Origin of the sequence: Shinella yambaruensis (assembly GCF_050859155.1) — a bacterium.
Classification (GTDB): domain Bacteria; phylum Pseudomonadota; class Alphaproteobacteria; order Rhizobiales; family Rhizobiaceae; genus Shinella; species Shinella yambaruensis.
In genome coordinates this window covers 230,333-251,431 of record NZ_CP150642.1, presented here as the reverse complement: position 1 = coordinate 251,431, position 21,099 = coordinate 230,333, and the positions used below count along the sequence as shown (strand labels likewise).

Here is a 21,099-nt window from a genome sequence, read left to right as displayed (position 1 = left end):
CTCCTTCGCGTCAATTACGACGGAGAGACCCTAAGCTATGCCGCTGGGGTTACCGCTATGTTACAGAAAACGTTGGCAAAAGTTTGCTTAATCGGCATAGTTCGCCGGTCGGCATAAACGGCCTTATGCCGCGCGCGGCATAATGCCGTCTGAAGAAGCGTGGCGAGCGTTGCCCAGGTGCAACCACCGCCATCGCTTCCGGCGAACAGACTGTTCTTCCTCGTGATCGTCTGGGGCCTGATTGCGCGCTCGACAATGGTGGAGTCGATCTCGATGCGACCATCGGTCAGGAACCGCTCCAGCGCCTCACGCCGGGTGAGCCCATAGCGGATCGCCTCGGCGGTTTTGGATTTGCCGGAGACTTTACGCAGTTCGCTCTCCCACAGGTCGAAGAGATTGGCGACGATGGGCGTGGCCCTTTCCTGCCGCCGCGCGGCCCTGGTCTCAGCATCTCGACCACGCACCTCATCCTCGATCTTCCACAGCGCACTCATGGTGACGATCGTATCCGTAGCGACCTGCGAGACCCCGGCAATGTGCAGGTCGTAGAACTTTCGCCTCAGATGCGCCCAGAACCCGGCAAGCTGGATCGTGTCATTGCTGCCAGCCTTGGCGCGCGCCTTGGCAAGGCTCGTATAGGCGGGATATCCGTCGACCTGAAGGATACCGTTGAACCCGGCGAGATGACGTGCCACGCACTCGCCGCCTCGGCTGTCCTCGAAGCGATAGGCCACCATCGGCGGGCTGGTCCGCCATAGGGCCGATCATCGCGTGCGTAAGCCCAGAGCCGGGCCTTCATGGCCTTCCCGGAGCCGGGTACAAGGGTGGGCAAGGTCGTTTCGTCGGCAAAGATCCTTTCGCCCTCCTTGACCCGCTCCAGGATATAATCGGCGCATATCTGAAGCTCGAACCCCAGATGCCCCATCCATTGCGCCATCAGGTTCCGGCTGATCTCGACGCCGTCGCGCAGGTAGATCGCCTCCTGCCGGTAGAGCGGAAGACCGTCGCCATATTTCGAGAAGACAATATAGGCCAGCAGCCGCTCCGTCGGCAGGCCGCTTTCGATGATGTGCGCTGGCGCCAGCGCCTGGATCACGCCGTCATGGCCCCGGAAGGCATATTTGGGGCGGCGCGTCACGATGACTCGGAACTTCGACGGCACGACATCCAGGCGCTCGGACCGATCCCCGCCGATCAGAACCTTTTCCAGCCCGACATATTCGGCGGGGATTTCCGGCTCAACGATCTCCTCGATGCGTACGAGATGGGCGGCAAAGCCCTTGCACGGACGCGGCGCGCGCTTCGGCTTGTCGCCGCTCGCGCGGTCAAGCTCACTCTCGATCGCCGCAAGACCCGTCTCGACCTCCTCGAAGGCAAAGGACACCTGCTCGTCATCCACGGCAAGCCGCAGCCGCTCCGATCGGGTGCCATACTGCGTGCGTTGCAGGACGTTCATGATCGTCGTCAGGTTGGCGATCCGCTCTTTGGCTGCCGCCTCCACCGCCTTCAGACGGGCGACTTCCGCCATCGCAGCGTCCAATCGGGCCGCATTCCCGCGGGCGATTTCGGCATGTTCGCGCACCATTGCCTGAATCATCGCCGTCAGCGCATCAACATCGTCCGGCAGTTCGGCAACGGGCAAAACCATGGAGGGAATAGAGCACAAAACGCCCTATTTTCCAATGGGTCCAGCCGATTTTAGCGCGCAAGCCGGCATGTTCACCCCGTCAACTGCGGGCGTTTGATCCGCGCGGGTCGGATCCTCTTTCAATCGAGACCTGCCAGAAGCGCCATGAGTGCGAATGGTCCAGACGCAGCCGCGCAGCCGATATGCCCGGCCAGCAGAAGCTGTTTCCCTCCAGAACTTTCGCATAGAGACAGACCCCGCTGCCATCCCACCACACGATGCGAATACGGTCCGTCCGTTTCGACCGGAACACATACAGAGCACCCGAGAACGGGTCGAGGCCGCTCGCCAGCGCCATCAGGGACGCCGCTCCTTTACGGAAGCCCACCGGCTGCGCCGATACGTAAACCACAACACCCGACGCGATCATGCCTGGTGCACCGCGCGGATGATCCCCGCCAACTGGTCGGGATCGATATCGCCGCCGACGCGCACGACAGCATCGCCAAGCACGATCTCCACCGGCGCGCCGGCACCCGCATCAAATCGCGTGAGCTTCAACGGATCGTCCGGCGAGCCGCCACGCCCGCCCAAGGGCACTGCCAACGGCGCGACCGTCCCCGACGATAACGCCTGCCGCCGCCACGCATAGAGTTGCGACACATCCAGCTCATAAGCGCGGGCGACCTCTGCCACCGTGCTTCCCGGCGAAAACGCCTCCGCAACCAGCCGCGCCTTCTCATCCTCCGACCAATGACGCGGCGGCCGACGCGGCGACACCGCAGTCGCCGTCAAAACCTCGAACGTTCGGACCTGACTCACCCTGTCGCTCATTTGACTCTCCTCGTGATTCACGAGGAAAATGAGCCTCAAACCGAAAATCCGCTACGTGGGGTGGCCTACCCGCTTACGGCTGATTGGACTGAGCGCTCCATCGAGCTGAAGGAGCCGGGCGTCACGCTGCTCATCCACTGGGAAGAAATTGCAGCGTCCATCCCGACGGATTCCGCTACCGTATCGAACTTTCCGGTGAGAGCTTGCGAAAGCAGCCTCAGACACCAGCAGACGCTTGACCGCGCGGCAATCACGAGCCATCAAACCAAACGACCCAGGAGACCATCGACTGACCGGCTTCAAATCGGAATGCTGGCTGGAATGACATCGGAACAGATGGCCGGCTTCGTTTCGGAATCAATGGCCGGCTTCATCGGAATACGCGTCAAAATTGAACGACATTGGTGAGAGGTGGAGAACGTGAAGCCCGAGAAGAACCAGATCTGGCGCGAGGTTGATCCACGCTACGATCGTTACATCATGGTACTGGACGTGAAGCCGGGCCGCCGAGGCGTGCTGGTTCAAACGTCAGAACGCGACAACCATGGTCAGTGGGTGCCCGCCCCGCGCTCCCGAAAAGCGTGGTGCGACATCGAGCGTTTCAACGGCAAACGAGGAGGGTATGAACCAATGGAGAATCTGGAATGATCGAGGTCGACGACCTCGCTCAAGAAATCCGTCGCGTCGACGGGGATCATTCTCTCGGGTGCGGGCGCACCAGCGCTCGTGGACAAAGGGCATCCATAGTTTGACTGCTGCGATTGCGACAAAGCCGAGATAGGATTCTTTGGTCTTGTCATATCGGGTCGCGACGCGCCGCCAGTTCTTGAGCTTGTTGAAGAGCCGCTCGATTTGGTTGCGCCATTTGTATTTGGCTTTGTCGTGCGGGATAGGTTCACGCCGGTTACTTTTTGAGGGAATGACGGCTTCGATGTCGGCCTCGGCATTCTCCTCGCGGATGGCGTCGGCATCATAACCCTTGTCGGCGAGGAACGCCTCGATCTGGTCGGAAATCGTCCGGAACAAGGGCGCAAAGCCCTGGGTGTCGTGCGCTTGCCCAGGTGTCAGGACGAAGCCGAGCGGGCGGCCTTTCGCATCGCATCGGGCATGGAGCTTGGTGGTGAAGCCGCCCCGCGATCGGCCAAGCGCCTCGGCCTCCTGAGTCCCCTTTTTATGCCAACCGCACAGTGATGTGCCCGGATGACGGTGCTGTCGATCATGTCAGCGCTTCGATCCCGATCGATCAGTTCGGCTAGCGTTTCGAGCATCGCTTCGAACACGCCGATCTCGACCCAGCGCCGATATCGGCGGAAGACGCTGTTCCACTTGCCGTATTTGTCAGGCAGATGCCGCCATTGCGCTCCCGTACGCGCCATCCACATCATGCCTTCGAAATAACGTCGGTTGTCCTGAGCAGGGCGGCAGCCGCGCCCTCGTTCAGCAGGCAAAAGCGGACCGATCAGCGCCCACTCCTCGTCCGTCAAACCAATCCGTTCGCCCAAGGCTGCCTCCAAATGGAAGCCTTCAATCAAAACCACATTCCACAGTCAACCTTTGTCCACGAACGCTAGCGGAAGGCCTTTTGCCCTTCATCCAGGATAGCTGTCGGGCGACGTGCACAATTGACCCCGCATTGCCTCAAGCAAAATGTTACCAATAGTGTAACCGTTCCGAATGGGGTAGCCAAAGGTCGCCATCCCGGTTCGGAGGGCGAATGGCGAGGCGAATCAGCATGGCGACACGGGCGGAATTGGTCCAGGCAATTGTCGAGCGGTATCGATCAGGGGGTCGGAGTGACAAACGTCGTATCCTGGATGAGTTTGTTGCGGTGACGGGCTATCATTGCAAGCACGCAATCCGGGTGCTGTGCCACCGCGAACTGAAGACGCCCTGCGACAGGAGACACAGCCTTCGCTATGGCGCAGATGTCCGGGAGGCACTCATTGTATTGTGGGAGGCGTCGGAGCGGCTGTGCTCCAGCCGGTTGCGGCCGCTGATACCTGTTTTGTTGCCGGCGCTCGAGCGGCATGGCCGGTTGGAGATCGATGACGGGCTCCGCGGCAAGCTGCTGACGATGAGCCCTGCAACGATGGATCGGCTTTTGACGGAGGTCCGTGTTGTGGTTCGCGGCGGACAACGGCGTCGGGCAGGAATGAGTTCGGTGGTCCGTCGGTCAGTGCCGGTGCGTACCTTCGGAGATTGGAACGATCCGCCGCCCGGCTATGTCGAGGTCGACTTTGTGGCCCACTCGAGCACCTCCTCGTCGGGAAGCTTCGTACAGACGATGGTGCTGACCGATATTGCCACGGGCTGGACCGAATGCGTTCCAGTCCGAACACGCGACAGCGGCAATGTGATCGTGGCGATCAAGGCAGCTCGCTTGCGCTTTCCCTTCCCTCTGCTGGGTGTGGACTTCGACACCGACTGCGCCTTCATGAACGAGTTCGTCGTCTCGCGGTGCCGCAGCGAGGCGCTGGAGGTGACCCGCTCACGCGCCTATTGAAAGAACGACCAAGCGCATGTGGAACAGAAGAACGGCGCCATCGTGCGGTGGGCTATGGCCGGTTTGTCGGTGTAGAAGCGACGGCTGCCCTTGATCGGCTCTATGCTGCGGTGCGCCTTTACGGCAATCTCTTCCAGCCTTCATTCAAGCTTCAGGAGAAGACACGGATCGGCGCCCGTGTGATCAAACGGTAGCATCCGCCCGTCCCACCCGCAGCCCGGGTGCTTGCGCATCCAAGTGTGGTTGAGGCCGACAAGGAATGGCTACAGACATTGAGGGAAACAGCCGATCCGGTCCTGCTGTTTGTTCCTGGGCTCCAGGAAGCCGGCAATGTAGGCTCCCTACCGCATCTTCGGTATCTTCAGGTTCAGCGTGAGCGCGAAGAACATCCCACCTTTTAATGGCGTGATTTCGGCTTGAGATTCTGCACGCTGATTTGGGAGGCGGTTTCGAATGGACGAGCAGAACGATGGTGCTGTGGCAGGTACCAGGCTTGAAGCCATGTTTGATGTCAGGCACGAAGGGCAGTATCGGCGGGTCGAGGTGATTACGGGGCCTGTTCGCCGACGGAATTGGACAGATGAAGAGAAAGCGCGGATGCTTGCCGAGAGCGCGGAGCCGGATGCGAACATCTCGGCCATTGCGCGGCGCTTTGGCGTCAATCGCGGGCTTTTGAACACATGGCGGCGGGCGGCAGGGTAGATTGGTCCGGCTTCTGACGTTGCCGCGGTGGAACACCCCGCTTTCGTTCCGATCAGGATCGCCGATCATCAGAATGAGCGGCAAGCTGATGAAGCAGATACCACCGAGGCCGCCGCCGGCCGGATCGAGATCGAGCTTGGCGGCGGGCGGATGGTCATGATCGGCAATGTCGCTCCCGACCTGGCGCATGCGGTGGTGACGGCGCTACGGGGTCGGCGGTGATCGGTCCTACGAGGGGGCTAAGGATCATGGTGGCGACCCAGCCGGTCGACTTCCGGCGCGGGATGAACGGCCTCATCGCATTGGTGGCGTCTGCTCTTTCGGCCGATCCCTATTGCGGCGACATTTTTGTTTTCCGGGCCAAGCGGCGCGACCGATTGCGCTGCATTTATTGGGACGGGTCAGGGATGATCCTGGCGACGAAGTGGTTGGAAAGCGGGAAGTTCACTTTCCCGCCTGTCAAGGATGGCGCTCTTCACCTGTCCCCCGAACAGTTCGGTCTGCTTGTTGCGGGTCTGGACTGGACGCAGGTCCGGCAAAAGCCCGTGAAGCGCCCGACGAAAGTGGCTTGATCTCATTGTATTTGCTTGCAGATTCATGCCGGTATGGTAGCTTTCGGTATATCTCTTCGTCACGTTCAGCTCCCGCAAGATGTCGAGCAACTGAGTCGGATGGTCCTCGATCTGAGGGCGGAAGTTGCCTCTCTGAAGCGGCTGATCCATGGCGCAAGATCAGAGGTGCTTTCGACAATCGACCCCGCACAAGCCGGTCTCGATCTTGGCGACCTCTCGGCTGTTCCGGTCGCCGCCAACGACGATCAGCCTGACGGTGCCCGGCAGAGTGCGCGTGGCCGGCAATCCGCAGCCCGCAACATCGGCTTTCTTCCCAGGCACCTGCCACGCCACGATGTCGTCATCGAGCCGGAAAGCCGTGTGTGCGCCTGTTGCTCCGGCACGCTTCACCGCATTGGAGAGACGACGAGCGAGGCACTCGATGTTGTTCCGGCCATCTTGCGCGTCAAACGCACCATTCGCCCTCGCTATGCCTGCCGGGCATGCGAGACTGGCGTCGTTCAGGCTCCCGCGCCGGCGCGCTTCATGGATGGTGGCATGGCGACGACGGCATTGGCGGCCCATATAGTCGTCTCGAAGTTCGCGTGGCACCTGCCGCTCTACCGGCAGACCCAGATCTTCGCAGGCCATGGGATAACCCTCGATCGTGGAACGCTCGGCATCTGGGTCACGCGCGTCGCCTGGTGGCTCAAGCCACTCTACGAGCAACTGCTGACCTTCATTCGTTCGCAGCCAAGAGTTTTTTCCGACGAGACCCGATTGCCGCGGCTCGATCCGGGGCGAAAGCGAACGAAAGTCTGTCAGCTCTGGGCGCAGGCGGTGGACGATCGCCCCTGGAAAGGACCGGCTCCGCCCGCGGTCGGCTACATCTTCTCAGAGAGCCGTAGCGCCCGTGAGGCGGAGCGCCAATTGGTATCCTTCAACGGCGTGCTTCAGGTGGACGGATATACCGCCTACAAGACGCTTGCCAGACATCGCGGCAAAAGCAATTCCAGACCCTTGAGGCTGGCATTCTGCATGGCCCATGCCCGGCGTAAATTCGTCGATGTGGTCAAGCTGACCGGATCGCCGGAGGCGCTGGAGATTGTATCGATCCTCGCCGAGATCTACCAAATCGAACAGGAGATCAGGGGGCAAAGCGCCGCGGATCGTCAGAATGCCCGCCAGCTGCGCTCCGCTCCCGTCATGCGCCAGTTGAAGGTGCGCCTGCTCGCACTGAAGGACGACATCTCAACGCAGTCTGCCCTCTCCAAGGCCATCAACTACACGCTCACTCATTGGACAGGCCTGAACGCTTTCCTCGACGACGGAACGATAGAGGCCGACTCCAACATCGTCGGGCGTTCGATGAAGTCCGTTGCCCTGACGAGAAAGAATTCGATGTTCGTCGGCAATGTCCAGGGCGGCGAGACCTTCGCGGTCCTGGCCTCGTTGATCAACACGGCCTTATGCCGCGCGCGGCATAAGCAGGTTTATGCCGACCGGCGAACTATGCCGAATGCCTCTTCTGATAGGAACGGTCCATGGCGCGTTCCCGGCAGGTTCGGCCGGATGCCGGTGGTTGACACTCGGCATAGTTCTCATGCTCAGAGGGCGTTCAGGAATTCCAGAAGCCGGTCGTTTGGTCGAAATCGCTCGGCCTTAGCGCGTTCGTACGGCTTCAGCTTTGCGAGTGCAGATTCCTTCAGTTCAAGATGTGCATGAAGATAGGTCAGGGTTGTTTCCATCGCTTCATGGCCCAGCCACAGGGCAATAACCGAGCAGTCGACGCCAGCCTGTAGCAACTCCATGGCGGCGGAGTGCCGCAAGACATGGGGCGAGACCCGCTTTGAGCGAAGGGAGATGCAGTGCTCACGTGCTTTGGCGACATATTTGTTCAGCAGTGCCTGCACGCCGTCAGCGCTGAGCTTGCCACCGTGCATGTTCGGAAAGAGCGCCGTTGCGCTTCGCTTTCTGGGCTCGTTGAGCCAGTGACGAAGGGCTTGCCGTGCAACCTTTGTGAGCGGCGTACATCGCTCTTTGCGGCCCTTGCCAACGCATCGCACATGCGCGCCCTGGCCGAGCATTACGGAGTCTCGGTCCAGGTCGACAATCTCCGAGACCCGCAATCCGGTTTGCGCGGCCAACAATAGCAGAGTGTAATCGCGGCGTCCCAGCCACGTGCTTCGATCCGTGCAGTCCAGGATCGCTTCAATCTCGGGCCTGGTTAGAAACTGAAGCTGCCGCTTGTCACATCGCTTGCTGGGGATCGCGAGCACACGCTGAATATGGGCGCTATGTGTGGGCTCCTCGAACGCTGCATACCGGAAGAAGGATCGGATGGCTGTGAGGCGGAGATTCCGGGTCCTCACTGAGGCGGATCTCTTCGTCTCAAGGTCCTCCAGGAATGCGCCGATGAAGGGAGCGTCCAAATCCCGCAGCGTCAACTGGGATGGGGATCTCCCAAGGCGCGTCTGTGCGAACGCAAACAGGAGCCTGAAGGTGTCGCGATAGGAGGCGATGGTGTTAGAACTTACACCTCGATGCTTCATAAGCCGATCTGTGAACCACCGCTCGATCAGCACGGCCAAGTCGTTCGTGCGTCTCATGACCGAGCCTCCCAACGCTTATCCAATCGCCGGACCGCATGGTTCATCAGTTCCGGCGCGGCGGACAGGTACCAGTAGGTGTCGCGAACATTGGTATGGCCGAGAAAGGTCGAGAGAACCGGCAGTTCGCGTTCCACATCTTCGCCAGCCCGATGCCAGTTGATCAGGGTCTGGACGGCGAAACGGTGACGAAGATCATGAATCCGTGGGCCATTGCGATTCCCCTCCTGCCGTAATCCGATTTGCCGGGATAATCGCCAGAACACGCGGTGCACGTATTGATGCAGCAATCTGCCGCCCTGTTCGGCGACGAAGAAATAGGGACTGCGCGGCGTACCAAGGTGTGCATCGCGTCGGGCGGCATAGTCTGAAAGGATGGCGATTGTCGTGGCATGTAGCGGCACTAGCCGTGACTTACCAAACTTAGTCTCTCGAATGGTGAGGATGCCCTGGTCGAGATCAACGTCGGTCCGGAGCAGGCCGAGCGCTTCGGAATGGCGCAGCCCGGTCACCGCTATCAATCCGAACAGGCAGTTATATGTCCATCGCCGAAGGGCGCCGGCCGGCGGCAGCGACAGTGCTGCTGCCAGAAGCGCCTGAATCTCGACTTCACTATAGATGTAGGGCTTTGTGCGCCGTGCCGGCGGTACAGCGTCGCTTGGTAGTACTTCCGTCAGAGGATCGAAATGAGCCAGGTGCTGGGCAAAGCAGCGCACGTCAACCAGGCGGACGGACCAACTCGGCTGCCGGCCCATTGAGGTGACCCACTCCATTGCAAGGTCTGTCGTGATGGTCTCGGCGCCGCGGGCTTCCATGAAAGCGACGAACTCCGACAATCGTTTTGCCGGACCGTCATATTTGTATCCCAGCCCTTGGCGCATGCCGACGTAGCGCTCAAGCGCGGTGCGAAGCCGGCTCATTGGGCACCTCCCGGCCAGGGCAGGCTCAGTTCACGCAGCTTCTCGATATCGAGCTTGGCATAGATCCTTGTACTGTCGATGCTTCGATGGCGGAGCAGTTGGCCGATCTCGGCAAAGCTGGCGCCTGACCGCAAAAGGTCGGTCGCGAGGCTGTGGCGGAAAAGATGGGCACCGTGATGCGCATAGCCGTCAATGCCTGCCCGTTCGAGTGCCTGCTTCGCGATCATCGTGATGGCGCAGCCGGACGCAAAACCCACGTGCGGCGCAAGAGTTCGCAAGAAAACTCGCCGACATGCCGAAGCGGGCCGCCCATGCCGGATATAAGCGACGATAGCTGTTCCGACGTCATGACGTAGCGGCATAGTCGCTTGCCGTCGCCCCTTTCCATGTACGAGGATCGTGCCGCACTGCCAGTCGATATCATCGAGATTGAGGGTGGCAACTTCGCTGGCGCGCAAACCGAGCTTGGCAAGGATCATCAGAACCGCATAGTCCCGATGACCCATTGCCGTCGTCCGATCACAGGCATCAAGAACCTTCTGGACCTTCTCTGGCGGTAGGAATGTTGGAAGGCCGGCAAGTCGCCAGCGGCGGATGGACGGCACGCAATCGGCCAACGCCGTCGAAATGAAGCCCTTCAGATGCAAGTAACGCAGAAAGGCACGCACGACTCCGCACATTGCCTTGCCGCTGTCGGCGGAGCCATCGAGCGCATGTCGTTCGACATACCCGATGACAATCTCCGGGGTGAGCGCTTCAAACCCGTCTGCGCCGGCAGGACAGACCTCCCGCAGAAATCGATATGACAGCAGCTTGTGGCTTTCCACCGTCGAGGCAGCGAGTCCTCTCTCATTCGACAAATATACCGCGAATACATCGATAATCTGCTCGTGCTCTGTACGCTCAACCGGGAGGGCAGTTGGTATTAAGCGCTCTTCCCGTAGCGCGGAGAGTAAGCGTCGGAGCGCTGATCGGTCGCCCGTGTCAGGGCTCCAGTGTTCGAAACGATGCTCAAGAAAACGATCGACATGAGCTTCGCTTAAATCCTGCGGATGATGTCCATTGCCAACATACCAGTCCATCAGGTCTCGAAACAGGCTCAGCGAGCGCCGCGTGCAGTGCCGACCCAAACCTTCGTTTGACATCTTGGTGGCGTAAACGCGCGCAAACTCCCGATATGGACCGTGGACCAGCTTCCGATACAGTGCGCTGCGCTTCAAATAGTCACTTGCGATCATATGTCCTCTCCTTCGCGTCAATTACGACGGAGAGACCCTAAGCTATGCCGCTGGGGTTACCGCTATGTTACAGAAAACGTTGGCAAAAGTTTGCTTAATCGGCATAGTTCGCCGGTCGGCATAATCGGCCAAATTGAATGGGCTGGATCCATACACCTGGCTTGCCGATGTTCTCGAACGGATCGTATCTGGCCGCACGACGATCAACCAGCTCGATACGCTGCTGCCTTGGAAGTGGAAAGCCGATCAGGTCGGTCAAGCCGCATGACCCGGCCTGCCGTTTCCTATGACGAGCTCGATGAGTACCTTCGCGGCGATGGGCACAACGACTATGTCGGCGTGAGCGCCATCGATGGGCTGATTGCGGCCGTCGTGGCCGGCCCGGTGAAGATCCCTGCACATACCTGGTTGCCGCACGTATTCGGCGGCTCAATACCGCAAACCAGGCCAGGCTCGATCGAGGAGCGGCTCGTCAATACCGTGCTGAACCGCCACGACGAAGTCGAAAGCCTGCTGCGCGACGCGCCCGGGCACTACTTTCCGATCTTCATGAACCACAAGGGCGAGACCATCGTCGGTCCCTGGGCGATCGGATTTTCCCTTGGCCTCAGTCTGGGCGGCGAAGCGTGGGCGCCGATCCTCCTTGCCACGCCAAAGCCGGTGATCGCCCCCATCATGGCCGTCAATCCGCAGCTCGCCAAGCTCCTCATCCGGCTTTCTCCTCAGGAGCGGCGCAAAATAAGGGCGACGGCCCATCACCACATCTCATCCGCAGTCCTGCAGTTGCACGCCATCACAAGAAAGGCCCGATAACAACGCGGTCAGCGGCATGAACCCAGCCTATGTGCAAGGTGGCGTGTTCATCGCGCTTACGGTTCAGCGTGCCGAGCCGGGTGTCGAGCGAGCGGTCGCGGTAGCCGTTGCGCTATGTCTGCCGGCCGTCGCCACGTTCATAGCGGCCAGCGCCGATTAGGCCGTCAACATCGGCCTCCATGATCAGTTGCAGCACGCTTTCGCCAATCATGCGCAGGAAATCGCTGTCGCCGCTCTTCGCGGCAAGATCGCAAAGAGCTAATCTGTCGACGGTGATCGGGGTCCCTTTCGGCTGGTTGAAGTCTTGCAACTCCACCTTCTCCAACAGGCCCAGTGCCCACCTTGCGCTCAACGAATACGGCAGCCCATTCTCTACCGCCGTTTCCACCTCAATGTGCCTCCCAAATGACACCATCTGCGCGGACGCTACCAAATCGATTGCCCCGCGAAGTCTCAAAGAGGGGCCGGGACCCAGTGGAGCCCCAATTCACCAGGTCCCGGCGTGCTCTCGACCGGGGGGGGGGGGGTACCTGGCGGTGCCGAGAGCGTCACCAATACGCGCGGCCTCGAAAATTGTTCCGCTTACTCTGCCACAAAAGCAAAAGACCCGGCCAAGTGATATGGGCACTTAACCGGGTCTCTCGACCAGCGTGACATGTTGGGGGCACGCGGCATCCAAATGTACTCCTGCACCTTTGGTTGCGTCAATGTGGGCAGCAACTGAAGCCGACGCTATGTTCGGCGGCGGCGTCTACGGGCCCGCCGGCGCTTGAAGGAGAGGGGCGAGCCTCGGTGAGCACGAAAGGGCCCGCCCCTCCTGCGCTCCGCGAGCGGACCAGCACGGAGGCGCTCTTCAAACCGACGCGCGCGATTAATGTTCCATGCGAAAAAAGCCCCGCCGGAGCGGGGCAAATGACGTGGCATATTGGCTCATGCCACCAGGAGGGCCTTCATAGCCCGTAACGATAGAAAACGAAGACCGGCAATGTGTGAAGGCCGGGTTCGGCAAAACTGGTATGGCTTCGCGAACAATTTTGGGGCGGTATCGGCCCGGCGCCGCACAGGCGCTTAATAGCTCAGAAGACTCAGGAGCATCCATCCATCAGCCGTCAACACGGTCCAGAACCGCCCCTGTGCATCCACTCCGACTTCAGCCCAGCCGCGCAGTTGCAAGCGGCGCACGACGTCTTTCATCTGCGCGGGGATATCGTTGTACTGTCTTGGGCGCATTGCGAGGAAGTGTAAGGCGGCGACCTGCCGTTCTGTAAGCCGGACAACAGGCTTTTTTGAGATGTAGCCGGCCTCGCGCACTTGGCGGCCTTGGTCCGTGATAACGATCTTGATCTTCTTTCGCGGTTCGAGGCGCATCTCAGAATAACCGAGTTTCTCCAGTTCTTGGTGCGCGACCAGCTCTGGATAGGCGAGGACGTCCATGGTGATGCTGTCGCATGCTGACAAGCGATCGATGAGGTCGATCTGTGCTGGCGTCAGGCGATGAATCAGGATTGGCTTCGACGGCATCGGTACTTCGTTGTGATGGCGATCTTTGCAATTGCCCGGCGCGGGCTCTCGCCGCCCGGGTATCTTCGGAGATGTTGAGTGCGCCGCGTGCATCATGCCGCTCGCAACGTCGGAATGGAGGAGACGTCAACGTCGCGCTCAGCATGCCAAGCGTCATACGCGGCCTGCATTCGTAGCCAGATAGCCGGCCCGTCGCCAAACATCTTGCCGAGGCGAGCGGCAACATTGGGGGAAACAGGTTTCTTCTCGCGCAGGATGTCGTAGAGCTGCTGGCGCGAGATGCCGAGCAGCTCTGCGATTTCCACCTTGGTCTTTCCCGTCGCCGGGATAATGTCGTCCAGCAAAGCCCCAGGGTGGGAAGGGCACCTAGCGATAGGCCTCGTCGTTTCTCTAATGGGCATGGTCGTCATTCCCTCGATCTGGGCCGCCTCAATAGTACGGTTCGAAATCGACGCGGGCGGCATCCTTCCCGTCGAATTCGAAGGTAATGTACCACGGTCCATTTCCATGGGCCGTGTAGCGCGTGGGGTCGAAGCCTATGAGAGCATGGAAGTCAAAGCCGGGAAGGTTCATGTCGTCCAGGCGCTCTGACTGCTCCAGGCGGTCGAGCCGGACAAGAATGCGCTTATGAAGCTTGGCGTCGATCTTGCCGGCTTTTCCGGCTTCGAAGAGGTCAGCCAGTGCCTTGTTCTTGAACGACTTGATCATGGCTTATGTAAGCCATTAGCATACACATTGTCAAGATCGTGTAAGCGAAATATTTACACGCACGTTTCCGGCGCCATCCCCGCAGCGGTATTCTCGGCCTATCTCGCTCCCGTCGCCTCCGTGCGCGACGGCACCTAGCCGCTTAGGCGACGCAGCGGCCCTGACCGCAGGTTTGGCGATCACCACAAAGCATTCAGAAACCAACACATCCGATGGAATAAGCCCTCTGAGGCGATCACCGCCGAGCGCTCCGGCCTGTCCGCTTTCATCTCCCGAAGGAAATCGCCATGACCTTGGTTGTCGCTAGAAGCCTGCTTCGCTACCGCGCGGCCCGCGCTAGTCACTACGGGAATTCTCGATGCAGGTATCGCCAACAAGATTGGCACCGATCCCGACATCCTGATCCTAGTGGGGTGCGGCATCTCTCTTGCCGTCGAAATGGCCTATGCCGTCGCCAAGATGATGCGGTGGGCGACGTGAGCATTCTCACGAAGGTTCTTGGCAGGCTGACCGGGGGGTACGCTGTCACGCATCCTGGATGCGATTGATATGTCCGTGGACAACGAGACCGAACGCCAGCGGATCAAGACGGAGGCCGTCCTGACCTACGTCAACGCTCAGGCGGCAGTTCTGACGGGGAGGGGATGGTGGTTCCCGATCTTCTTCATCGCCCCGCTTGGCCTTTGGTTCGGCTCGGTGTGCCTCTATTCCGTTCTGTTGTGCGCGAGCGCTTATGCGCAGGACTGGACCATCGCCGCTCTCCCGGCTCCGCTGAACGACTGGGCCGGCGCTAACATCGGCTCTCTCTTCCTCGCGAAGACCGGTGAGCAAATCCTCGCGGAATGGAGGTCGAAATGACCTCATTGAAGCCCGTCGAAGGTAACGGCCCGATTGCTACCGCGGGGAATATGTCTTGACGCGTGCGGCGATCTCTTCGTCGAGGACGAAGCAATCGAGGAACTCTTGCCATGTTTCCGCAGACCTACGCGCGTCGCTGAGCATCTGCCTGAGTTCGTCAACGCCATCGTCTGTCAAAGCTGACGTACTCTCGTCGTCACCGGTCACGACGCTGATGATATTGCCATAGGTCAGGTTGTCATCATTGCTGATGATCTCCCGGAGGAGGTCGACGTCCTCTTCGAGGATTTCGGCGACATAGTCGATGGTGAAGACGAATCTGACCGTTGCCATCAGGCGGCCTCGGCGCAGATGATCGCCGCTGTCGGCTTCCAGTTCCAGGGGAGCAGTTCGGCGAGGCGATTGATCTTGTGATCCTGAATGCGGTCGAGCACGTCAGCCAGATAGGCCTGCGGATCGAGGCCATTCATCTTGGCAGTTTCGATAATCGTCATGGCCCGCGCCAGGGTCTCTGCTCCAGTGTCGGCACCCGCGAAGAGCCAGTTTCGTCTTCCAACGCCGACAGGACGCAACGCCCGCTCGGCGGCGTTGTTATCGATTGCGACACGGCCATCTTCCAGGAACAGGCAGAATGAGGACCACCTGCTCAAGCCGTAGCGGAAAGCGCCGGCCAGATCGCTCTTGCCGGGGATGCGGGTCAGTTGCGCTTCAGCCCAGACGCGCAATGCTTCGACCTTTGCCTTACTGTGCTTCTGGCGCGCGGCAAGACGGATATCGGCAGACTTGCCTGCAACCTCGCGCTCGATGTCGTAAAGCGCACCGATACGGTCGAGCGCCTCGCGGGCAATCTCGGATTTGTTCGAGGCCCAGATATCGTGGAAGTCGCGCCGCCAATGCGCCCAGCATGAAGCCTCCCGGAAGCGGCGTGTCCCGTCCGGTCCGGCCCCATATAACTTCGCGTAGCCCTTGTAGCCATCGGCCTGAAGGATGCCGCTCGCTTGGCTGAGGTGACGGTGAACGTGCTCTTCCTTCCAGTCGGGAGCAAAATAATAGACCGCACCGGGCGGAGCTGCGCCCGCCCATGGGCGTTGGTCCCGGACATAAGTCCAGAGCCTGCCCTTCTTCACCCCTTTCCCCAGCCCCTTGTCGCGCAGAGAGCGATCCAGAACCCGGATCGGCGTGTCGTCGGCGTGGAGAAGATCACTGCTCATGATCGCCGCCTCGATCAACTCGATCAGTGGCAGGAGCACCCGCATGGCGCGGCCACACCAATCGACCAACGTGCTGTCAGGGATATCAACGCCCATGCGGGCAAAGATTTCGTTCAGGCGATAGAGCGGCAGGTGGTCGTCGAACTTCGAGACCAGGATGTAGGCGAGCAGTCCAGCGCCCGCCATGCTGCCCGGGATGGGGCGGCTGGGCGCGGGCAACTGCACCATCTTCTCGCAGCAGCGGCAGGACTTCTTCAGCCGGGCAATCTCGATGACCTTCATCTGCGCGGCGATCATGTCAAGGATTTCGCTGACGTCTTCACCGACAAGCCGCAATTCGCCACCGCAAGCGGGGCAGTGCGCGCCGGGATCGAGTTCCCTGCGCTCGCGAACGGCCTTGTCCGACACGCGCGGACGGCGGCGCATGGTCTTTTCCGGCATGATTGCCTCAGACGCGGCAGGCGCCGCTTCCTCGATCTCGGTGAGAGGCTCGCTGCTGCTTTCCGAGGCGGCAATCATCAGGTCCTCCAGCGCCAGTTCCAACTGCTGGATTTCCCGTTCGATCTTTTCCGACGATTTGCCGAAGCCATGCTTCTTCAGCCTGGCGATGCGCAGCCGCAGGGACTGGATCAACTGATCATGCGCCTGCAAGGTCGCCGACATCTTCGCGTTTTGCGCCTCAAGCGCGGCGATCATCGCCTTCAGGAAGGCCGGATCATCGGGAAGATTTTGGCTCGCATTCGACATGAACCTGACTACCACAGGTCAGGTTCAATATCCATAAAAACATGTAAATTCAGTGAGATAAAATCAACAAACACGGGCCGGAGGGGCGCCCCAGTCCGGCCGCCGCCAGTCAATGCCCTCCCACAACATCGCCATTTGCGCCGATGTCAGCCGCGCCGTCCCATCAGCGGCGGATGGCCACGGAAACCGCCCCTTCTGCAAGACCTTGTAATAGAGGCAGAAGCCTTGGCCATCAAAATAAAGAAGTTTCAAACGGTCACCACGACGCCCCCGGAACGCAAAGACAGCACCTCCCGTCGGCTTCTGGCGCAGCACATCCTGCGTCAAGGCAGCAAGGCCCTCAATGCCCTTTCGCATGTCCGTGACACCGCAGGCGAGATAAACACGAACACCTGTCCCAGGCCCGATCATGCCGCTTCAACCGCCCGGATGAGGTGGGTCAGGACCGTCCCATCCACGCCGCTGTCGAAGCGAAGGCTGCGCCCATGGTTCAACCGCAATTCGATCATTGCGGATGCACGCTCCGCCTCCTCGCGCGCGAGCGCCGCACCAGGCATGACGGATATGTCGACGGGAAGAAACACTGTATCGGCAGTCGGCGGCAACAGGCCTTTCTTCTTCAGCTCATGCCGCCAGGCGTAAATTTGCTGCCGCATCACGTCGTGCCGACAGGCAACCTCACTCACCGTCGCCCCGTCGAGACCAACTGACATCACAACTTCCAGCTTCGTCTCGTCACTCCAGCGCCGCCGCCGCTCCTTGCCGAGAATTTCCACACGCATTCCTTACCTCGCCCAAGACACGTCATTAACGACGTCGCTAATGACGTGTCTTAGCCAATCAGGCCGCTATCGGGCAGGCGGTGACAATCGGGCGGTTACCGTCGAAGCAACATGGCAGCGGTTCGGATCGATGAGCCTATATCCAAGAGGTCGAACCGGACATCGCCAGAAACACGGCCGGGATTGAGCGCATCGATAGGGAGCAGGCGACGAAGTGGCCCATCTTCGGGAACCTTCACAAGGATCGCCTTGCGGATGTCAAGGAAGAAGCCCGAGCCGGGCGCTCTCACGACATGTCGGCAGCTTTCGGAACCTCTGAAGCGTCGTCCTGGGCGCCCGGTGACTGTTCGAGTTCTTCGACGATCGCGTGATGGTCCCGGAAGGCTTCAAGCATTTCGTGGCTGTCTTTTCCCTGGTTCAGCAGCACGCGTGCCATTCCCATGTCTAATCTCAATTGAGCTTCGCGCTTGCTGCGATTAGGCATGGAAGTTCCCCGCTTCCGATAGCTTTACGTTGCGGTACCTGCCTGTGAGAGTCAATTATCGGATATCACGGGTGGAAAATTAGAATGGCAGACTTAGTTATCTGCTTTGTCGGTGCTATCATCATTAGCGGGGGCGGCAGTTCGATCATGGATCCTGCGCAGGCCTTCCAGCATTTTCGTCATGTCCTTTCCGTCCACAGCCATCTTCCGGGCAGCCCTGCGTAGCCGCCAGAATAACTCCGCGTCCAGGTCCGGGTGGAGATCATGATTGTCTTTCGTCGCTCGTCGCTCATGGATTGGTTTCCTTCACGAAGGCGAAGGTGCCTTTAGCGAGCCAAGTATACGCGAAGGAGATACCACGCCACCACCCCGTTGAGCACCGTTGCGGCGAGCCCAGACCAAATCGATGGAGAGCGCCACGCGAGTGCCGCCGATATGATCGCAATCGCGGACAGTGCAAGCATCCCGCCACCCGTCATTATTCGTAGATCGTGAGGATCTCATCGATGCTAATCGGCGATGGAATCCACTCAACGATTTCAAACGGCTCGTCCGTCCGGTAGGTGGCCCAATATGGCTCGTCGCCCACCTCATCGATGTCGACACCCGTCCTCCATCTGATCATCTGGACGTCGCCCTCGGCGTTTCTGGCGGCGATCGGCGTCCCGTCGCGGGGAGCGGCAGAGGCAAGAAAGATGACGGGCGCTCGCCGAAACGCCTCCGCCAGATCTGGGTAGTCGCTCACTTTCGACTCCTCTAGGTCTTCGCTTCGCGGGCAGCTACAGAGAGTTGACGACTGGAGCCGGCCTGTCGGTAAACCTCGAACTGTTGATGTCGCGGCTGACGCGGTTCATCTGCATCTGTCCGTTGAGATGATGTCCAAGGATGCCCTTGAGGTTTTCGACCGGGGTGCCCGGGTTAAGCCAGCCGTCGAAAACTTCGGGGTCTAAGATGACGGGCATCCGGTGGTGGATCTGGCTGATGGGCGCGATCGAGGGAGCGGTTATGATCGTGCAACTCGTGATCGGTGCCCCCATCCGGGTGTTATGCGCCCACAGTCCGGCAAAGGCGAAAGGCTTCTCGCCTGGCATCTGGATAAACCATGGGTCCTTGCCGCCATCATCAGCCTTGGTCCACTCGTAGAAGCCATCTGCAGGGATGAGGCAGCGGCGCATCTTGAATGCGTCCCGAAATGCCGGAGAGCTATCGACGGTCTCGATCCGGGCGTTGAACATGGCAGCCTTTGGCATCTCCTTCGCCCAGTGGGGGACCAGCCACCAGCGACCATCGTCAACCACTTGGTTGCCCTCGACGTCCAGACGGACAAACGGTACGGTCTGGGTCGGAGCGATGTTGTAGCGCGCCTCGGTGTTGCGGATCACATATTTGTCGGTCAGGCGGTAGAGCGAAACAAGTTCCCGCCATGACAGCATTTGCGTGAATCTTCCGCACATGAAACACCTCAAATCGAGAAGAAGAAATATCGCACCAACGTTGGACCAAAGACAATGACTGCGCACGCCACAAGCACGAGCACCAAGAGGTAGGGAGTGAGGTAGTAGGGCATCAGGGCGTCCTTCGAAGAACAATGCCACCAGTTTCGACGCTTGCAATTCGCCGCCTCAGGTCGGCGTTGGCCAGCAGGGAAAGCACGCGATGATCGGCGAGAGATGTCAGCGCTGTGCAGATTTCGTCCTCGCTCCATCCCGCGCAGATTGCTCGGTCGATGAACTGGTTCAATTCGGCCTCTAAAGCCTCCTCGCAATGAGTCAGGCGATCGGGATGTTCCGAGCTATGCTTTGGCCCCAAAATCGGCATGGCACCCTCCGCGAGGGAGGATAGGGCGGGGTGCCCAGCCCGGCAAGGCCTGCCGCTCGGCTTGCTCCTCAAGTGTATGCGGGTGGGTGTCGGGCGATCGTCTGTAGCCATGTCGTCGCTGTAGGTGTGTCTCGACATGCTGTCACCGCCTTCTTCGCCGCTTGCGGATAGGCTTTGGGCTGGGCCCTATGCCAGGCGGCACGTAGAAATCATTCACCAGACGAGGTACGCCGGAGCCGCAGCTGATACAATGCAGTGCCCCTTTGCTCCACACTGAGAACGTCGAAAGACCCGTCCAACCGCTTTCTCGTCTGTTGGGAACCGCGCCAAATCAATCTCGACGGAGCGGCCGCACGGATCGCAATACACCGTCAGGTGGTGATTGAGGTCAAGCATCCCTCCCCATCTCGCGGTGGAGGTGTATTCACTGTTGTCAGGCATGCGGCATCCTCTTCCGAAGGGCGGCGTTCCCATCTCTCTATGTGTTCACGTTCCGACCTTGGGATAGATGATGCGGGAAGACAAAGGACTCAACGACTCCCGGGCAGAGAAATTGATTCGGGTGCTGAGGTGGAAGAACGGTAGACGAACACGTCCTGCAAAACGCGAAGGAATGCCCTCAAAACGCTCCCTCACTTTTTTTTGCGCGTTGAAAGCGGGGACGCGCGGGCGTGGCGAAACTGGTAGAGGCAGGGGACTAAAAACCCTTAGGCAGCGTCCTCCACTGGCAGCCGGTCGTGGCGATGTAGAGCAAGGGCATTGACGACCTCGCTCAAATCCGTGGGGCGGGACGACCCAGGCGGCGCGGTAGAAGGGCTGTACCAGAACCCATCCCGATCCGTCATATCGCTTGCATAGCGTCCAGTTCGCCGGGCATGGCGCGACGGGTGATTTCGCTCTAGGCCATTGTGAACTCCATCGGATATCGCAAATCAGAAGGAATCATAACCTCTTAAAATCACCCACCTCCTTTTGAGGCAGCCTCTAAGATGCTGGTCCTTTCCGGGCCTGAACGGCGGCGGCGCTGGAGCACGGCAGAGAAACTGGCCATTATCCAGGAAACCTATGAGCCGAACGCGACGGTGAGCATCGTCGCGCGTCGGCACGACATCCAACTACATAACTTCAGTGCTTTGAGCATCTCTAGACGATACCAACAGTTGCACCACAGTG

The 21,099-nt window shown here is 59.9% G+C and carries 21 protein-coding genes and 8 pseudogenes; 9 read left to right on the top strand and 20 right to left on the bottom strand.

Translation table 11 applies throughout. The annotated features are described in order from the left end of the window. Positions 1-143: 143 nt before the first annotated feature. From tnpC (WMC41_RS30745) to WMC41_RS30735, 3 genes and pseudogenes are all read right to left on the bottom strand, one after another. Positions 144-1,648 (bottom strand): annotated as a pseudogene (tnpC, locus tag WMC41_RS30745) (IS66 family transposase); the annotation flags it as partial. A gap of 79 nt (positions 1,649-1,727) precedes the next feature. Then, positions 1,728-2,057 (bottom strand): IS66 family insertion sequence element accessory protein TnpB, encoded by a 330-nt coding sequence (tnpB, locus tag WMC41_RS30740; protein WP_288083578.1) that lies wholly within the window; start codon positions 2,055-2,057, stop codon positions 1,728-1,730. Beyond that, entirely contained in the window at positions 2,054-2,461 is a 408-nt protein-coding gene (locus WMC41_RS30735) for a transposase (protein ID WP_432349905.1), read from the bottom strand. The genes tnpB (WMC41_RS30740) and WMC41_RS30735 overlap by 4 nt, the downstream gene beginning before the upstream one ends. 12 nt (positions 2,462-2,473) lie before the next feature. On the opposite strand from WMC41_RS30735, the gene WMC41_RS30730 reads away from it, so the two are divergent. Further along, a complete protein-coding gene (locus WMC41_RS30730; protein WP_432349904.1) occupies positions 2,474-2,869 on the top strand; it encodes a hypothetical protein in 396 nt (131 codons plus the stop codon). 120 nt (positions 2,870-2,989) lie between these two features. On the opposite strand, the pseudogene WMC41_RS30725 reads toward WMC41_RS30730, so the two are convergent. Further along, positions 2,990-3,999, bottom strand: a pseudogene (locus tag WMC41_RS30725) (IS5 family transposase). Between the two features lie 194 nt (positions 4,000-4,193). Between WMC41_RS30725 and WMC41_RS30720 the strand changes: the two are divergent. The 4 genes and pseudogenes from WMC41_RS30720 to tnpC (WMC41_RS30705) form a co-directional block, all read left to right on the top strand. After that, positions 4,194-4,964: a hypothetical protein gene (locus WMC41_RS30720; RefSeq protein WP_432349903.1), complete on the top strand. Its 771-nt coding sequence runs from the start codon at positions 4,194-4,196 to the stop codon at positions 4,962-4,964. Positions 4,965-5,417: 453 nt separating this feature from the next. Beyond that, positions 5,418-5,888, top strand: a pseudogene (tnpA, locus tag WMC41_RS30715) (IS66-like element accessory protein TnpA). A 26-nt stretch (positions 5,889-5,914) separates the two neighbouring features. Then, entirely contained in the window at positions 5,915-6,238 is a 324-nt protein-coding gene (gene tnpB / locus WMC41_RS30710) for an IS66 family insertion sequence element accessory protein TnpB (RefSeq protein ID WP_432349902.1), read from the top strand. A 48-nt stretch (positions 6,239-6,286) separates the two neighbouring features. Then, positions 6,287-7,684: pseudogene (tnpC, locus tag WMC41_RS30705) on the top strand (IS66 family transposase); the annotation flags it as partial. 140 nt (positions 7,685-7,824) lie between these two features. On the opposite strand, the gene WMC41_RS30700 reads toward tnpC (WMC41_RS30705), so the two are convergent. The 3 genes from WMC41_RS30700 to WMC41_RS30690 are packed head-to-tail and all read right to left on the bottom strand — an operon-like array spanning position 7,825 to position 10,984. Beyond that, on the bottom strand, positions 7,825-8,826 hold the full coding sequence (locus WMC41_RS30700) for a tyrosine-type recombinase/integrase (protein ID WP_432344164.1): 1,002 nt from the start codon (positions 8,824-8,826) through the stop codon (positions 7,825-7,827). Further along, positions 8,823-9,746, bottom strand: a complete 924-nt coding sequence (locus WMC41_RS30695; RefSeq protein WP_432344161.1) for a tyrosine-type recombinase/integrase — start codon at positions 9,744-9,746, stop codon at positions 8,823-8,825. The genes WMC41_RS30700 and WMC41_RS30695 overlap by 4 nt, the downstream gene beginning before the upstream one ends. Further along, positions 9,743-10,984 (bottom strand): site-specific integrase, encoded by a 1,242-nt coding sequence (locus WMC41_RS30690; protein ID WP_432344158.1) that lies wholly within the window; start codon positions 10,982-10,984, stop codon positions 9,743-9,745. The genes WMC41_RS30695 and WMC41_RS30690 overlap by 4 nt, the downstream gene beginning before the upstream one ends. 124 nt (positions 10,985-11,108) lie before the next feature. On the opposite strand from WMC41_RS30690, the pseudogene WMC41_RS30685 reads away from it, so the two are divergent. Then, a pseudogene (locus WMC41_RS30685) lies at positions 11,109-11,252 on the top strand (transposase domain-containing protein); the annotation flags it as partial. Beyond that, positions 11,249-11,797, top strand: coding sequence for a YecA family protein (locus tag WMC41_RS30680; RefSeq protein WP_432349901.1), 549 nt, complete (start codon positions 11,249-11,251; stop codon positions 11,795-11,797). The pseudogene WMC41_RS30685 and the gene WMC41_RS30680, both read left to right, overlap by 4 nt. A gap of 115 nt (positions 11,798-11,912) precedes the next feature. Here the strand turns inward: WMC41_RS30680 and WMC41_RS30675 are convergent. The 4 genes and pseudogenes from WMC41_RS30675 to WMC41_RS30660 form a co-directional block, all read right to left on the bottom strand. Beyond that, positions 11,913-12,074, bottom strand: a pseudogene (locus WMC41_RS30675) (IS256 family transposase); the annotation flags it as partial. A 791-nt stretch (positions 12,075-12,865) separates the two neighbouring features. Further along, complete coding sequence (locus tag WMC41_RS30670; protein WP_432349900.1) at positions 12,866-13,318, bottom strand: hypothetical protein; 453 nt, start codon at positions 13,316-13,318, stop codon at positions 12,866-12,868. 92 nt (positions 13,319-13,410) lie between these two features. Continuing rightward, positions 13,411-13,719, bottom strand: coding sequence for a HigA family addiction module antitoxin (locus WMC41_RS30665; RefSeq protein WP_432350211.1), 309 nt, complete (start codon positions 13,717-13,719; stop codon positions 13,411-13,413). A 28-nt stretch (positions 13,720-13,747) separates the two neighbouring features. Then, on the bottom strand, positions 13,748-14,026 hold the full coding sequence (locus tag WMC41_RS30660) for a type II toxin-antitoxin system RelE/ParE family toxin (RefSeq protein ID WP_432349899.1): 279 nt from the start codon (positions 14,024-14,026) through the stop codon (positions 13,748-13,750). Between the two features lie 549 nt (positions 14,027-14,575). Between WMC41_RS30660 and WMC41_RS30655 the strand changes: the two genes are divergently transcribed. Beyond that, the gene (locus WMC41_RS30655) at positions 14,576-14,884 is read left to right on the top strand and encodes a hypothetical protein (RefSeq protein WP_432349898.1); all 309 of its coding nucleotides are present in this window, start codon (positions 14,576-14,578) and stop codon (positions 14,882-14,884) included. A gap of 36 nt (positions 14,885-14,920) precedes the next feature. Here WMC41_RS30655 and WMC41_RS30650 read toward each other — a convergent pair whose 3' ends face one another. The 9 genes and pseudogenes from WMC41_RS30650 to WMC41_RS30610 form a co-directional block, all read right to left on the bottom strand. Then, positions 14,921-15,217: a hypothetical protein gene (locus tag WMC41_RS30650; RefSeq protein WP_277920737.1), complete on the bottom strand. Its 297-nt coding sequence runs from the start codon at positions 15,215-15,217 to the stop codon at positions 14,921-14,923. After that, positions 15,217-16,842 (bottom strand): IS66 family transposase, encoded by a 1,626-nt coding sequence (tnpC, locus tag WMC41_RS30645; RefSeq protein WP_432343892.1) that lies wholly within the window; start codon positions 16,840-16,842, stop codon positions 15,217-15,219. Before tnpC (WMC41_RS30645) ends, WMC41_RS30650 begins: the two co-directional genes overlap by 1 nt. A gap of 63 nt (positions 16,843-16,905) precedes the next feature. Next, the gene (gene tnpB / locus WMC41_RS30640) at positions 16,906-17,253 is read right to left on the bottom strand and encodes an IS66 family insertion sequence element accessory protein TnpB (protein WP_277920735.1); all 348 of its coding nucleotides are present in this window, start codon (positions 17,251-17,253) and stop codon (positions 16,906-16,908) included. After that, positions 17,250-17,624 carry an IS66-like element accessory protein TnpA gene (tnpA, locus tag WMC41_RS30635; protein WP_277920734.1) on the bottom strand — a complete coding sequence of 125 codons (375 nt, stop codon included), beginning with the start codon at positions 17,622-17,624 and terminating at the stop codon, positions 17,250-17,252. Before tnpA (WMC41_RS30635) ends, tnpB (WMC41_RS30640) begins: the two co-directional genes overlap by 4 nt. 286 nt (positions 17,625-17,910) lie before the next feature. Further along, positions 17,911-18,108 carry a hypothetical protein gene (locus tag WMC41_RS30630; RefSeq protein WP_432349897.1) on the bottom strand — a complete coding sequence of 66 codons (198 nt, stop codon included), beginning with the start codon at positions 18,106-18,108 and terminating at the stop codon, positions 17,911-17,913. 478 nt (positions 18,109-18,586) lie between these two features. Beyond that, positions 18,587-18,853 (bottom strand): hypothetical protein, encoded by a 267-nt coding sequence (locus tag WMC41_RS30625; protein ID WP_432349896.1) that lies wholly within the window; start codon positions 18,851-18,853, stop codon positions 18,587-18,589. A 34-nt stretch (positions 18,854-18,887) separates the two neighbouring features. Beyond that, a complete protein-coding gene (locus tag WMC41_RS30620; RefSeq protein WP_432349895.1) occupies positions 18,888-19,541 on the bottom strand; it encodes an SOS response-associated peptidase in 654 nt (217 codons plus the stop codon). Positions 19,542-19,674: 133 nt separating this feature from the next. Further along, positions 19,675-19,926 carry a hypothetical protein gene (locus WMC41_RS30615; RefSeq protein ID WP_432349894.1) on the bottom strand — a complete coding sequence of 84 codons (252 nt, stop codon included), beginning with the start codon at positions 19,924-19,926 and terminating at the stop codon, positions 19,675-19,677. 700 nt (positions 19,927-20,626) lie between these two features. Further along, positions 20,627-20,852, bottom strand: a pseudogene (locus tag WMC41_RS30610) (transposase); the annotation flags it as partial. A gap of 63 nt (positions 20,853-20,915) precedes the next feature. On the opposite strand from WMC41_RS30610, the pseudogene WMC41_RS30605 reads away from it, so the two are divergent. After that, positions 20,916-21,041: pseudogene (locus WMC41_RS30605) on the top strand (transposase); the annotation flags it as partial. Positions 21,042-21,099: the final 58 nt, after the last annotated feature.

Excerpts from the sequence above, each read along its gene's own strand:
- tnpB (WP_288083578.1), bottom strand. The coding sequence starts at position 2,057 with ATGATCGCGTCGGGTGTTGTGGTTTACGTATCGGCGCAGCCGGTGGGC.
- WMC41_RS30735 (WP_432349905.1), bottom strand. The coding sequence starts at position 2,461 with ATGAGCGACAGGGTGAGTCAGGTCCGAACGTTCGAGGTTTTGACGGCG.
- WMC41_RS30720 (WP_432349903.1), top strand. The coding sequence starts at position 4,194 with ATGGCGACACGGGCGGAATTGGTCCAGGCAATTGTCGAGCGGTATCGA.
- tnpB (WP_432349902.1), top strand. The coding sequence starts at position 5,915 with ATGGTGGCGACCCAGCCGGTCGACTTCCGGCGCGGGATGAACGGCCTC.
- WMC41_RS30700 (WP_432344164.1), bottom strand. The coding sequence starts at position 8,826 with ATGAGACGCACGAACGACTTGGCCGTGCTGATCGAGCGGTGGTTCACA.
- WMC41_RS30695 (WP_432344161.1), bottom strand. The coding sequence starts at position 9,746 with ATGAGCCGGCTTCGCACCGCGCTTGAGCGCTACGTCGGCATGCGCCAA.
- WMC41_RS30690 (WP_432344158.1), bottom strand. The coding sequence starts at position 10,984 with ATGATCGCAAGTGACTATTTGAAGCGCAGCGCACTGTATCGGAAGCTG.
- WMC41_RS30680 (WP_432349901.1), top strand. The coding sequence starts at position 11,249 with ATGACCCGGCCTGCCGTTTCCTATGACGAGCTCGATGAGTACCTTCGC.
- WMC41_RS30670 (WP_432349900.1), bottom strand. The coding sequence starts at position 13,318 with ATGCCGTCGAAGCCAATCCTGATTCATCGCCTGACGCCAGCACAGATC.
- WMC41_RS30665 (WP_432350211.1), bottom strand. The coding sequence starts at position 13,719 with ATGCCCATTAGAGAAACGACGAGGCCTATCGCTAGGTGCCCTTCCCAC.
- WMC41_RS30660 (WP_432349899.1), bottom strand. The coding sequence starts at position 14,026 with ATGATCAAGTCGTTCAAGAACAAGGCACTGGCTGACCTCTTCGAAGCC.
- WMC41_RS30655 (WP_432349898.1), top strand. The coding sequence starts at position 14,576 with ATGTCCGTGGACAACGAGACCGAACGCCAGCGGATCAAGACGGAGGCC.
- WMC41_RS30650 (WP_277920737.1), bottom strand. The coding sequence starts at position 15,217 with ATGGCAACGGTCAGATTCGTCTTCACCATCGACTATGTCGCCGAAATC.
- tnpC (WP_432343892.1), bottom strand. The coding sequence starts at position 16,842 with ATGTCGAATGCGAGCCAAAATCTTCCCGATGATCCGGCCTTCCTGAAG.
- tnpB (WP_277920735.1), bottom strand. The coding sequence starts at position 17,253 with ATGATCGGGCCTGGGACAGGTGTTCGTGTTTATCTCGCCTGCGGTGTC.
- tnpA (WP_277920734.1), bottom strand. The coding sequence starts at position 17,624 with ATGCGTGTGGAAATTCTCGGCAAGGAGCGGCGGCGGCGCTGGAGTGAC.
- WMC41_RS30630 (WP_432349897.1), bottom strand. The coding sequence starts at position 18,108 with ATGCCTAATCGCAGCAAGCGCGAAGCTCAATTGAGATTAGACATGGGA.
- WMC41_RS30620 (WP_432349895.1), bottom strand. The coding sequence starts at position 19,541 with ATGCTGTCATGGCGGGAACTTGTTTCGCTCTACCGCCTGACCGACAAA.
- WMC41_RS30615 (WP_432349894.1), bottom strand. The coding sequence starts at position 19,926 with ATGCCGATTTTGGGGCCAAAGCATAGCTCGGAACATCCCGATCGCCTG.